At 38.1% G+C, this 13,218-nt stretch carries 12 protein-coding genes; 5 read left to right on the top strand and 7 right to left on the bottom strand.

Translation table 11 applies throughout. The features are described 5' to 3' along the window. Window positions 1–21: 21 nt before the first annotated feature. Window positions 22–684, top strand: a complete 663-nt coding sequence (locus GFH32_RS13715; RefSeq protein WP_153512128.1) for a bifunctional nuclease family protein — start codon at window positions 22–24, stop codon at window positions 682–684. Window positions 685–721: 37 nt separating this feature from the next. Next, complete coding sequence (locus tag GFH32_RS13720) at window positions 722–2,092, top strand: nucleoside permease (RefSeq protein WP_153512129.1); 1,371 nt, start codon at window positions 722–724, stop codon at window positions 2,090–2,092. A 503-nt stretch (window positions 2,093–2,595) separates the two neighbouring features. Here the strand turns inward: GFH32_RS13720 and GFH32_RS13725 are convergent. After that, a complete protein-coding gene (locus GFH32_RS13725) occupies window positions 2,596–3,759 on the bottom strand; it encodes a hypothetical protein (protein WP_153512130.1) in 1,164 nt (387 codons plus the stop codon). Window positions 3,760–3,829: 70 nt separating this feature from the next. Beyond that, window positions 3,830–6,568, bottom strand: coding sequence for a TonB-dependent receptor (locus tag GFH32_RS13730; protein WP_153512131.1), 2,739 nt, complete (start codon window positions 6,566–6,568; stop codon window positions 3,830–3,832). A gap of 176 nt (window positions 6,569–6,744) precedes the next feature. On the opposite strand from GFH32_RS13730, the gene GFH32_RS13735 reads away from it, so the two are divergent. The 3 genes from GFH32_RS13735 to GFH32_RS13745 are packed head-to-tail and all read left to right on the top strand — an operon-like array spanning window position 6,745 to window position 9,329. Further along, window positions 6,745–7,392 (top strand): ABC transporter ATP-binding protein, encoded by a 648-nt coding sequence (locus GFH32_RS13735; RefSeq protein WP_153512132.1) that lies wholly within the window; start codon window positions 6,745–6,747, stop codon window positions 7,390–7,392. A gap of 1 nt (window position 7,393) precedes the next feature. After that, window positions 7,394–8,845, top strand: coding sequence for an ABC transporter permease (locus GFH32_RS13740; protein ID WP_153512133.1), 1,452 nt, complete (start codon window positions 7,394–7,396; stop codon window positions 8,843–8,845). A 1-nt stretch (window position 8,846) separates the two neighbouring features. Next, window positions 8,847–9,329: a hypothetical protein gene (locus GFH32_RS13745; protein ID WP_153512134.1), complete on the top strand. Its 483-nt coding sequence runs from the start codon at window positions 8,847–8,849 to the stop codon at window positions 9,327–9,329. On the opposite strand, the gene GFH32_RS13750 is transcribed toward GFH32_RS13745, so the two are convergent. The 5 genes from GFH32_RS13750 to GFH32_RS13770 are packed head-to-tail and all read right to left on the bottom strand — an operon-like array spanning window position 9,330 to window position 13,196. Beyond that, the gene (locus GFH32_RS13750) at window positions 9,330–10,043 is read right to left on the bottom strand and encodes a 16S rRNA (uracil(1498)-N(3))-methyltransferase (RefSeq protein WP_153512135.1); all 714 of its coding nucleotides are present in this window, start codon (window positions 10,041–10,043) and stop codon (window positions 9,330–9,332) included. Window positions 10,044–10,055: 12 nt separating this feature from the next. Next, window positions 10,056–11,369 (bottom strand): hemolysin family protein, encoded by a 1,314-nt coding sequence (locus GFH32_RS13755; RefSeq protein ID WP_153512136.1) that lies wholly within the window; start codon window positions 11,367–11,369, stop codon window positions 10,056–10,058. Continuing rightward, window positions 11,359–11,979 (bottom strand): inorganic diphosphatase, encoded by a 621-nt coding sequence (locus GFH32_RS13760; protein WP_153512137.1) that lies wholly within the window; start codon window positions 11,977–11,979, stop codon window positions 11,359–11,361. Before GFH32_RS13760 ends, GFH32_RS13755 begins: the two co-directional genes overlap by 11 nt. 8 nt (window positions 11,980–11,987) lie before the next feature. After that, window positions 11,988–12,530: an inorganic diphosphatase gene (locus GFH32_RS13765; RefSeq protein WP_153512138.1), complete on the bottom strand. Its 543-nt coding sequence runs from the start codon at window positions 12,528–12,530 to the stop codon at window positions 11,988–11,990. A gap of 6 nt (window positions 12,531–12,536) precedes the next feature. Next, complete coding sequence (locus GFH32_RS13770) at window positions 12,537–13,196, bottom strand: DedA family protein (protein ID WP_153512139.1); 660 nt, start codon at window positions 13,194–13,196, stop codon at window positions 12,537–12,539. Window positions 13,197–13,218: the final 22 nt, after the last annotated feature.

Genomic DNA, 13,218 nt, shown 5'->3' on the forward strand with positions numbered 1-13,218 from the left:
AATTCCGTTAACGATTTGTCAATGAAGAAAATCAAGTTAGATATTGTAGGATTATCGTATAGCCAGACACAATCTGGGGCTTATGCGCTAGTGTTAGGGGAAGTTGCAGGGAACCGTCGACTACCAGTCATTATCGGAGGATTCGAGGCACAGTCTATCGCTGTAGAAATTGAAAAAATGACCCCCAGTAGGCCGTTAACACACGACTTATTCAAATCCTTTGCTGATACATTCGACATCAAACTTGTAGAGGTGTTAATTTACAATTTAGTGGATGGCATTTTCTTCGCAAAATTGATATGTAGCAATGAAACTAAAACGGTAGAAATAGACGCGCGTACATCGGATGCTGTTGCTTTAGCTGTCCGCTTCGAAAGTCCAATCTACACTTATGATTTCATCATGAATACCGCAGGCATCGTGATTGAAGGGAATGATTTTGCATTCCTTGAAAACATCGAAAACGTCGGAGCTTATAAGCAAACTGAGACGCCTACGCCGCCGGATCAAGAGCCTGAGCCTAAGCCAGAGCCTGAGCCAAAAGAAACGATTAAGAACAAACCTTCTCCCTATGCCTCGCTCACGATGGAACAATTGGAGAAGACCCTAGAAAAAGCGATTGAAAACGAACAGTATGAAACCGCAGCAAAAATCAGGGACGAAATTGAGAATCGAAAATCTTAATTAATTCATAGCAAATAAATAATCTCACCTAATAAGTATGTCTATTAAACTTAGGTTGACCATTATGAACTTCCTGCAATTCTTTGTTTGGGGAGCTTGGTTAATCACGATTGCCAATTACTGGTTTGGCACTAAACAATGGGACGGAACACAATTTGGTGCTATCTTCTCGACGATGGGTATCGCGTCACTCTTTATGCCCACATTAATGGGTATTATTGCTGATCGATGGGTGAACGCGGAAAGGCTGTACATCGGATTACACTTCCTCTATGCTGTATGTTTAATTTTTCTAGCGCAAGTACAAGATCCAGGTGCATTCTTCAATGTTATGCTACTAGCTATGTGTTGTTATATGCCAACGCTGGCATTATCTAATTCAATTGCCTATACCGCATTAACCCAAGGAAATTACGATTTAATCAAAGCTTTCCCTCCAATTCGAGTATGGGGAACAGTAGGTTTTATCGCAGCAATGTGGATCACAAATTTAAGTGGTAGTAAAGCCAGTGAATTTCAATTTTACATTGCCGCTGGCGGATCCATCTTACTTAGTGTGTATTCTGTGTTTAACCTTCCTAAGTGTCCTCCACAACATCACTCGAAAGAAAATGCAAGTCTTGCGCAAGTGTTAGGTTTAGAAGCCTTTAAATTGTTCGGCAATTTTAAAATGGCAATGTTCTTCATATTTTCCATGTTTCTTGGAGCAGCGCTGCAACTTACTAACGCTTATGGTGATGTATTTTTAGACGAATTTAAGTTCTTCCCGAAATGGGTAGACTCTTTTGTCGTGGAATACTCAACCATCATCATGTCTATTTCCCAAATTTCTGAAACCTTGTTTATTCTTGCCATCCCCTTCTTTTTAAAGAAGTTCGGCATTAAACAAGTGATGTTGATTGCAATGGTGGCCTGGGTGTTACGCTTCGGCTTATTTGCCTATGGAGACCCTTCTGGCGGATTATGGATGATCATACTATCGTGTATCGTATATGGGATGGCTTTCGACTTCTTTAACATCTCGGGATCGCTATTTGTGGAAACGACAACCAACAATCAAATTCGCTCATCTGCACAGGGACTCTTTATGATGATGACGAACGGTTTTGGAGCAGTTTTAGGCTCCCGCGTCTCAGGTTGGGTTATTGATAAATACTATACGCTCTCGTTTAACGATACAAGCTCGCTAGCAGGCTTTTTAGATACGACAACAGATAATCAGTCTCTATTGAAATTCATCGCCTCTCGTGGCGTAGAAATCAGTAATGGAGTATTCGATAAAGTGATTCAATTAAAAGATTGGCAACATATCTGGGTTGCTTTTGCCTTATATACGCTAGTGGTTGCTATTTTATTTGCTATTCTTTTTAGACATAAACATCAAACAGAGTCTAACAACAATCATTAGGCTGAGTTTAATATAAAGTATAAAAACACCTATAGTAACCTAAAACTATAGGTGTTTTTATTTTGACCTAACAACAACGTTCCCTCCTTTTAGCAAGGATCACTCATTGAAATAGAAAATCAGAAAAATAAGGATACACCTATAAACGCGCTTTATTCTAAATTGAGAAAAAGTTTGGGATAGCTCGAGGAAGTGTATTGAGACTCCAACATACCGTTTATGTGCGTGCTAATTCAGTGCAACGACCTGCATAATTACTGAGTATGCAAAGTTTCTTTTTCTGTCAAATAAAAGTATTGTATAGGTCGTCAGACCATTCTAATTGAAACTAAGAATACCCTACTAAATAAAATAAATTGCAATTACACATCTAAAGAATTCTAGATTTCTTTTCAACTTTTACACCTTGAATCTTTAGGACAATTCAATAAAAAAGCCTCCAATTTCTTGGAGGCTCTAAAATATGTACTATGATTAATATTTTTTTAGCTATTTGGTCTTGATTAAAATTTGTAACCAGTCCAAGTGAACGCTGAAACATCTGCACCTTTTAGGCCGTCTTTCTTAGTAATTGTAGCATTCACATCGTTCTTGATTTTACCTTTATCTAAACCGTTAGCAGGATCAATCGTGTACTCAATAGATGTACCACCATTACCCGCTCCTTTAGCATCAGTTAAATCGATTAAATCTGCAACAGTAGTTCCTGCACCGAATTTTGCGTACGCATTTTTAATCGTTGCTTTAGCTCCTCTACGGATTTTGAAGACATCATGCATAGTTAAATTAGCGTCCGCACCTGGCGCATTGTTGATAATCGTGATGCCATTGATCGTGAAATCTGATTGATTGATATCAGTTGGTGTCTCTCCATCTAAATTACCATCTGCTTCTACACCACGTGGATCTACAGTAACTGGCAAATATTTAGCCTCTCTAATCCCATATGCATTCGTAACAGTACCAGTGTAACCTTGAGAAAAATCAAACATATCATCTGTACAGTTTACAACTAAGATGTTTGAAGCATCCACTGTACCACCGAAGAATTCAATTGCGTCATCATCTCCATAAGTTAGATAGATGTTGCTTATTTTTGTTCCCTTACCAACTCCATTTAAAGTTAAACCGTTGTGTTCAGCTTCTTGATCGATACGAGCACCTGTATATTCAATTCTAACATAGTTTAAGATACCTGAGTTATCATTTACATCATCTCCACCGAATTTAATTGCGTTATTGATTTCTGTACCTGCTTCACTCTTAGCACCTTCTTTTCTTGAGATTGGCGCTTTACCATTTAGAATGATACCACCCCAGTCTCCTTGTTTTGGAGAGGATGCACTAGATGTAAAAACGATTGGCTTTGCTGCAGTACCGTCAGCGATGATTTTACCACCTCTTTCTACTAATAAATAGATATCAGTGCCACTAGCTGCTGCCTTAATGGTTGTACCTGCAGGGATAGTTAATGTTACGCCAGAGTTGACTAAAACAGTACCTGATAACGTATATTCTACGTTGGCATCTAAAGTAGTATTTGAAGTAATATTACCTTTTAATTCTGCCTTTCCACCTGGTGTTGGTTTTACTGGCTCATCATCCGTAGAACATGCTGTGAATGCGAATGCTCCTGCTGCTAAAATTGCTAATAACTTTGTTTTCATAATCATTTAATTTCTATACAAAAGAACTTGGTTAACATAACTTACACGTTATCGGTATGTTAACTTTACATTAAAACTTATAAGATAAACCTGCACTAAAATCCATACCTCTACGATAACGCTCAACCATTAACTTAGGCGCGTCATTCGAAAACTCCATTGTTAACTCTCTATATGGATTGATGATGTTTTCCGCCTTAATCGAGAAGCCAATTTTCTTATTCACTGTTCCTCTTAGATTGAAGTCAAACGTCGGAATTCCTTTCTCCATAATATTTCCAAATCCTCTTGTTCCAATAGAGAATATGCGGTCAGAGAAATAGTTGAAAACAAATGTTGGCATAAGTTCAACTTTATTTACGTTCAGCTTATAGGTTAAATCAGCGTTTAACATTAAAGGGGATGCGCCTTCCAATTGATCAGAAGTCTTTGTAAACTGCGCAAGAGGATTTTCTAACTTTTGCTTCGAATGCAAGTAGGATACATTCAATCCAGCAGATAGAACATTCTCACCATTAGCAGTTGCCGTTTTGATCAAATCCTTCTTGATTTCCATTTCGGCACCTATTACATCTGCTGCACCACCAACGTTTAAGAAGGTTAACGTATTACCACCAGATGGGATTGTCGAGCGACCGATAGGATTTTTGATATGCTTATAGAATACGCCAAATGAGATTAATTCACCATTTTCAGGATAAAACTCCCATTTCAAATCGCCATTATAAGATTCCGAAGGAATCAATCCTGAGTTACCTTCTGTATTATTATTCTGACCTGCATATCGCATTGGAGCAATTTCAATAAACTGCGGCAAGGTATATGTCTTACTTCCAGAACCACGTAAGATCATCTTTTCGCCTAAATTATATTTCAAATTCAAACTCGGTAAAAAGAAAGATTTATCAATTTTCGAGGGGCCAATAATATCACTTTGCGTCACATTGGTATAAAAGTCAACATCTTGATTCACCTTATCGTAGCGTAAGCCCAACACAGCTGTGAAGTCAGCATTGAATTGGTAAGTTGCACTCGCGATAGCGCTGTGAATATTCTTTTTACCGTTATAGTAAAATGGAAGAAATGCAAACTCATCATTCTTGCCACGCAGCGTCATTAAATTAAATATCGAACCTAATTGACCAGTATTAAAATATTGATCAGGGTTAGCAACATCTACATTATTATTGTAAGGAGGCAATAATTCATGATTAAAAATAGTTGCCTCAAACGCTCTTTTGGTCATATTAGCATTATAGCCGAAATCAATTTTCCGATCGAATCCTTCTTCATTGTCTATTTTATAGGTTAGAATTGCACGGCTAACAAAACCTTTTTCATTCATCGTCGAAAAATAACGTTCATTGGTACCTGAGGAGTTCGAATTGAAACGATATTTACCAGAATTCTCAATGAAGCTATTCACTCTTCTGTCTGGTTCATTCCCGATAACATAATTATAACCTAAAGCTACATCTGCACTCCAATTTTGATTGAACTCATATTTACCTAAGATTTGAGAGACAGAAATATGGTTATCATTGATTTGTTGTCTGCGTGCAAACTCAAGGTCTCCTTCGACTTCATTTGCATTTTTACCAGAAAACTCAGAAAAATCTTGAGCTTGATCATGAATATAAAGGGAATTAAAACTTACGCTACCTTTATCGAATGCATAACGCAGGTTAACCATTGCATTTTGCGAAACATTGTATTGGTTTTTAACATAAGTTTGATCCTGATAAACTTGGCCTGCAGAAGTTGCAGCACCGATGCGACCTTCGGCAAATCGATATTTAGAGTCCATACCGGCAGTGAAAAATAAACTTAATGTATTCCCACCTAAATTAAATCGACGGTTACCTAAAATCTTAAAATCCGAATTAACTAAGTTATTAATAGGCTTTGCTGTCCAACTATTCTTGAAAGAATAATCTTGTAAGGTGCTAATATGATGTTTTGAACCTCCATTCAGTGTGCCTAACCAGCTTGTTCCATCAATTCTCTTGAAGTTATCTTTTCCAATGGTTTGAGAATTGGCTCCCGCAGAAGCTGCAATTTCTAAACTATTGCCAGTAGCTTCTTTTGTAAAGATATCGACGTTCGCTCCAGCAACGTCTCCTCCGATAAATGGATTAAACGTTTTGTTAACATTGATACTTTGAATAACATCCGAACTGAAGAAATCTAAGGAGATATTTTTGTATAATGGGTCTTCAGAAGGTAAGGGCAATCCGTTTAGAGAAGATGAATTGTAACGATCTCCTAGACCACGAACGAAAACATTCTTCGCTCCTTCTTGTCTCGAAACACCCGCCATTTTTGTCAGTGCAGCGCGTGCGTCACTAACGCCTTTTCTAGATAGCTCTTGTGTTCCAATTGATTCGACCATCAAGTTAGATTTGCGTCTTTCCTCCAAAAGCGCAAGCTCTGTAGCTTTCTCTCTGCGTCGTGTAACAACGACTTCTTCAATCACGGCATCCTTATTTTTAAGTGCAAAAGAAATAAACTCAGTGTCTGAAGCACTTAGCGTAAATTTCAACTCTTGCCCATCATATCCCATAATACTTGCGCGAATTAAATAGTCGGCAGGTTTATTACTAGGAAGTGGAATGTAGAACTCTCCCTTTTCATTGGTAGTAGTTCCTAATTGTGAGTTAGCAATCGTAATGGTTGCTCCCTTTAATGGCTCGTAGCTTTCTACATCAACTACAACCCCTTTTACACCGTATGCTACTTGTTGAGCATGTGCAACAAGCGTTGCAACACATAAGAGCATAACCGTAAATAATGATTTAATACAATTCATAGTATGTTAATATTATGTTGCAAAACTATAAGCTAGTTGTTAGGTGAATATTAAGATTCTATTATCTTAATATGAGTCGTTCGTTAACGAATTGTTAAGCCGTGAACAGTTAGGATTAATCGGGATTAAATTGGGAGAAACGACTAAATAGTCTTAAATTGCAACAAAGTAACATTATGAACGAGTTTGTGCTACACACAGAAAGTTTGTCCTACCAATATCCAAAGGGCTCCAAACTTAACTTTGAAAACCTGAGCGTTTCCAAGCAAAAACACACGCTTATCCTAGGAGAGTCAGGCTCTGGAAAATCAACATTGTTAAATCTGATTGCTGGTTTTTCCGCTCCCACTACCGGAAAGGTTTTTATTCAAGGACAAGATATCTATCAATTACAGGAATCAAATCTAGATCATTTTCGTGCAAAGAATTTGGGCTTTATCTTTCAAGAAGCTCATTTATTGAAAAACCTCACCATTGTCGAGAATATTAAGCTTGCACAATCGTTAGCTAATTATCCCGTTAATGAAGCCGATATTATTGAGCTTTTGAAAAAACTACAATTGGATCAACTTGCCAACCGCAAGCCGAATGAGCTAAGCCGAGGACAAGTGCAGCGTGTAGCAATCGCTAGAGCATTAATTAATAAACCAGCATTACTAATCGCTGACGAACCAACCGCAGCCTTAGATGACAAGAATACTTTTTTAGTCATTGAACTAATCAAAGCCCTAGCTGACGAACAGGGAAGCACTTTGATTATCTCCACTCATGACAAAAGATTAAAGGACGAATTCAGCAATAACTATCAACTATCGCCATTATAAGATGAATACATTTCAACTAGTCTGGAAGAATATCACACAACAATGGGGGTCCACTCTATTAAGCATTATTTTAACCGCATTCGGAGTTGCAATTCTAGTAAGCATATACATAACTAGCGATACTTTCGAGAAGCAACTCGATAGCAATAGTAAACAGGTCGATTTAGTAATTGGAGCGAAAGGAAGTCCATTACAACTTATTTTAAGTACCCTCTACCATATTGACAATCCAACAGGAAACATCAAGCTTGCCGAAGCAGAGAAAATTAAAGACAACCCGTTTATCGAAACTGCCGTTCCAATCTCGCTTGGAGATAATTATAAAGGGCATCGAATAATTGGTACAGACACCAGCTATATGGGGCTTTACGAACTCTCTCTCGCAGAAGGTAAATTATGGACGAAAAGTTTTGAAGTCGTTCTAGGAAGTGAAACCGCTCGAAAGCATCAACTAAAACTCGGCGATGAAATTCAGAGTGCTCACGGATTAGCGGAAAACGCACATATTCACGACGATCATCCATTCAAAGTTGTTGGAATATTAAAACCTTCAGCTACCGTTGTTGACAATTTGATTCTTTGTGACCTCCAAAGTGTATGGGATGTACATGGAATAAAACATGATGAACATGATCACGATCACGATCACGAACATGACCATGCAACACATGAACATACTGAGGAAACGGATGAGCATGTGAACCACAACCATGAAATACAGCCAGCTGAAACCCAGCATATCCACACTAAAGAAGATGAGCACTCGCATGAGGGACATGATCACGCCACAACAGGCCATGAAGAAGCTGAACAAAAAAGCAATTCCAAAACTTCTGATAGTCTAGTAACTGAGCGTCCGCGACCGAATGTCCTGATAAAAAGTATTGCTGAGGATGTGATACAAGATCATAGCTTAGAAATTACTGCGCTACTCGTTAAATACAGCTCACCAGCAGCCATCGGAGTGGTCCCTAAGTTGATTAATCAATCAACAAGTATGCAAGCCGCATCGCCAGCCCTGGAAACTGCACGCTTATTTTCGCTATTAGGCGTAGGTATAGATTCCTTAGAAATTTTAGCTTATGTGATTATGATCATCGCTGGACTAAGTGTATTTATCAGTCTTTATAATGCATTAAAGGATAGGAAATACGATTTGGCGATTATGCGGGCACTTGGTGCTTCAAAGATTAAACTATTCATATTGCTAATTGTCGAAGGTCTGGTGATAACGACTATTGGCGGATTATTGGGATTAGTATTTGGACATCTAGGCTTGTACCTAATCGGCACGCAAACAAGTCAAAGTGCGGATATCATTCAAGCTTTTAGCATTTATAACAAGGAATGGTTAATTTTGCTTACAGCATGCCTTATCGGTGTTATTGCTTCCGCAATTCCAGCAATTAAGGCATATAATACAACAATATCGACGATACTAGGGAATAAATAAAATGAAGAGAATATTATTTACAGTTTTACTACTTACAGCCACTGTTTCTTTTTCAAAGGCACAAATCGGTAATTATAACCAAAATCAGGTTCCTGATCATACTCCAATGATGAACAGTACTTGGGAGGCAATTGACAAGATGATGTATAAAGTATCGACGGTCGGCAATAAAAAAGTCTATACTCCGAGCTATCCCGCTCCGTTGAAAAAACTGGAAAACACGATAGTTGAACTTCCTGGTTATATTGTACCATTGGTAAGTGGTCGTAACCATAGCACATTTATGCTATCAGTTTTACCAATTACACAATGTCAATTTTGCGGAACCAATGGAATTCCACCGATGGTAGAAATTTTCATGAAGAAAGGAACAGTAAAGTTTAGCGATGAGCCGATTAAGATTAAAGGTAGAATGAAGTTTAATGCAGAACCATTAAAAGGAAATGCTGAAATTCAAATTTTCGAAGCCGTATTAATTGACTAATTAACGGTTTAACAACGCAATTTCTAAGCAGGCATAAAGGGCAGCAGTTTCTGTCCGCAGTCTTGCTTCACCAAGAGATACAGGATGGAATCCAGCAGCGAGAGCTTGCTGGATTTCTTTTTGTGAGAAATCCCCCTCCGGTCCAATTAGGATTAAATATTTTTGTGCTTTCGCAAACGACTGGTTTAAATATACCTTTTCATCGTCTTCACAGTGGGCGATTGCTTTATTATAGTCTGAGTCTTTTTGGAGTGAAATAAATCGATCAAAACTAATTGCTTCGTTCAAAACAGGCATATAGGCCTTTAACGATTGTTTCATCGCCGATATAATCACTTTGTTTAACCGATCTATTTTAACATCCTTACGCTCGGAATGCTCGCTTATAATCGGCGTTATTTCTTGAATACCAATCTCCGTTGCCTTTTCTAAAAACCATTCGATGCGATCGATATTCTTCGTAGGGGCAACTGCAATATGCAGATGATAATTTGGCTTTTGGAAATCAAATACTCTTGATTTTATTTCCAGCGTACAACGCTTCGGATGTGCATCGATAATTTCTGCTTGATACATGCCCCCTCTCCCGTCAATCAGTTGAACTGTATCTGTATTCTCTAAACGTAGAACACGGATGGCATGTTTACTTTCCTCTTCGCTCAATTGGTAGTGAGAGGCCTGTTTATCTAGGTCAGGGGTATAAAATAAATGCATCTTTAGCGTCGATTAATCCTCATCATCATCATGCGCGGTTTCAATCAAATCCAATTTAACGAATTCAATATTTTGCTGCGTTTTCTTCATAATGGTAAAGCAGTAGCCAAGCTCTTCTTTACTATCGCCGACATCTGGAATACGTTCGAAAATATGACTAACCAATCCGGCTACCGTATCATAATCTGAACTCTCCGGCAATTCTAACGGTAAATAACCATTTGCATCATGAACACTAGAGCCCGCGTCAACCATGAATTCTGTTTCAGAAATCTGCTCAACAACTGGTGTTTCCTCATCGTACTCATCTTGAATCTCGCCGACTAACTCTTCCACGATATCCTCCAATGTAACCATACCGGCAGTTCCACCAAACTCATCCAGGACAAAAGCAATTTGAATGCGCTTCTGCTGAAACTCCGTCATCAAATCATTGATCTTCTTAGTTTCTGGAATAAAGTAAGGCTTACGCATAATATTCTTCAACACGACCTCCTTACCCTTAACTAATAACGGTAATATATCTTTCGTGTGAACGACACCAATAATTTGATCGATATTTTCGTCATAAATAGGAATACGCGAGTATCCTTCCTCTGTTACTGTTTCTATAAAAGCGTCAGCAGTTTCGTTTTGCTCCACTGCAATGATCTTCGTACGAGGAACCATAATGTTCTTAACAATGCGCTCGTTGAAATCAAACACATTCTTAATTAACTCATGTTCCGAGTTATTCAATGCACCGCTCTCCTTACCTTTTTCCAAGAGATATTGTAATTCTTCCGATGAGTGACTCGCTTCATGCGTACTTACCTGAACCCCAATCAATCGTAACAAGAAATTAGCAAATCCGTTTAATAAAAAGATAATCGGTTTGAAAACATAGTAGAAAAATTGCAAAGGTATAGCCACCTTCATGGTTGTTGCAACCGGCTTTTGTATAGCAATTGATTTCGGTGCTAATTCACCAAAGACAATATGCAAAAAGGTAATTATACTAAAGGCCAGTACATGTCCCAAATTGGTCGCTAATTTACCTGTAAGTTCGACATTGAACCAACCAAATACCTCATGTACAATTTGCGTCATAACCGCTTCACCGACCCAACCGAGTGCTAAGGAAGCAAGGGTAATCCCTAATTGTGTTGCCGCTAAATAACCATCTAGATGATCCGTAATGTTCTTTGCGATCTGTGCGACTTTACTACCGGACTTTGCTTGTAGTTCAATTTGAGAAGCACGAACTTTTACAATCGCAAATTCAGCTGCAACGAAAAAACCATTAGCGAGTACTAAAAAAATAGTCCAAAAAATATCAATTGCCATTTGTTAGGTCTTTATTTCCGAATTGTGTTTTGTAATGTTCTAAACTCTCTAATATAACACTTTGAGCATCAGATTGTCCAGAAATATTTTCAATTTTTACCGACTTACCGTCGATAGATTTATAGGTTTGAAAAAAATGAGAAATTTCCTTCATGATATGGGAAGGAAGATCAGAAAGATCATTGTACTCTTTTAGAATAGCATCCTGATGAGCTACAGCAATAATCTTATCATCTTGATCTCCAGAATCAAGCATACGCATCACGCCAATAACCCTTGCATCAACGAGTGAATAAGGGGCTAAATCTTGTGAACATAATACTAAAATATCTAGGGGATCGCTATCGCCACAGTAGGATTGTGGGATAAAACCATAATTAGTTGGATAGACTACTGAAGCATTCAGCACTCTATCCAACTTTAGAAGACCGGAAGTCTTATCAATTTCATATTTCGCTCTAGAACCCTTAGTGATTTCAATGACAGCAGTTACTACTTTCGGAGCTTCTTTGCCCGGAGAGAGCTGATGCCAAGGATGTTGCTGAGCATTGGCGGAAAAAATCCCGACAAATAGCAACAATGCTATGGTCCAGAGCCTATCGACGTCCATATCTAAGGTTATTTGTTTCGAATTTCTTTGTTGTACAATTCAATACTCTCTAAAATAATGTTTTGAGCGTATGAACGTCCATATAAGTTTTCAATAGATACGTTTTTATCTTCAAGAGCTTTGTAGTCTTGGAAGAAACGAACGATCTCTTTCATAGTATGCGGAGGAAGTTCTGATAGGTCATTGATGTAATTTACTGACATATCATGTTTTGCTACAGCGATAATCTTATCGTCTTGCTCGCCATTGTCGATCATATGCATAACGCCGATAACTTTAGCTTCGATCAAGCTCATTGGATAAACATCCACTGAACATAAAACAAGGATATCTAATGGATCTTTATCATCACAATAGGTTTGTGGAATAAAGCCATAATTTGCAGGATACATTACGGAAGAAAATAGGACACGATCCAACTTGATTAATCCACTATCTTTGTCGATTTCGTATTTCGCTTTTGAACCTTTAGGAATTTCGATAATAGCATTCACGGAATTAGGCAAGTCTTCTCCAGGAGAAACTTGGTGCCAGGGATGTTGTGTACTCATTAAAAATTACTGTTTGTTTATTTCGTCTTTCTTTGATTTTCTGTTAGTCAACCACTTCTTTAATAAAGCAATGACAATAGGTAAGAACGCGATGACGATCAAGCCTATAATGATATACTCTACGTAGTTGATAATGCCGGGGAACTTAATACCCAAATAGTAGCCTGTTAATGTCAATAAGGACACCCATAAAAAGGCTCCAAAGATATTATAGAATACAAATTTGCGGAAGTTAAGTTGCACTACGCCAGCAAATATGGGTGCAAATGTACGAATAATCGGAACAAATCGACCAATTATTAATGCTGTACCGCCATATTTCTGGAAAAACTCTTCAGCCATGATCACGTATTTTCGCTTAAACAAGAAGGAATCCTTCCGTTTAAAGAGCATGGGGCCCGTTCGATACCCAAACCAATAGCCCGCGAAATTACCGAGTATACCGGCCGCTAAAATCCCAAAATAAAGCGTTACAATATCAACATCAATCTTTTGCGCTGCACAGAATAGTCCAGCCAAGAAAAGTAAATAATCACCAGGTAGGAAGAAACCGAAAAATAAACCGGTTTCCGCAAAAACAATAAGACAAACGATGTAGAACCCACCGTGACTTAATAGATATTCAGCATCCAGCAATTGTTGAAAAGACAACAAATATTCTTGCATAATATATTCAATAGTTCCCTCT

The organism is Sphingobacteruim zhuxiongii (assembly GCF_009557615.1).
GTDB lineage: Bacteria > Bacteroidota > Bacteroidia > Sphingobacteriales > Sphingobacteriaceae > Sphingobacterium > Sphingobacterium zhuxiongii.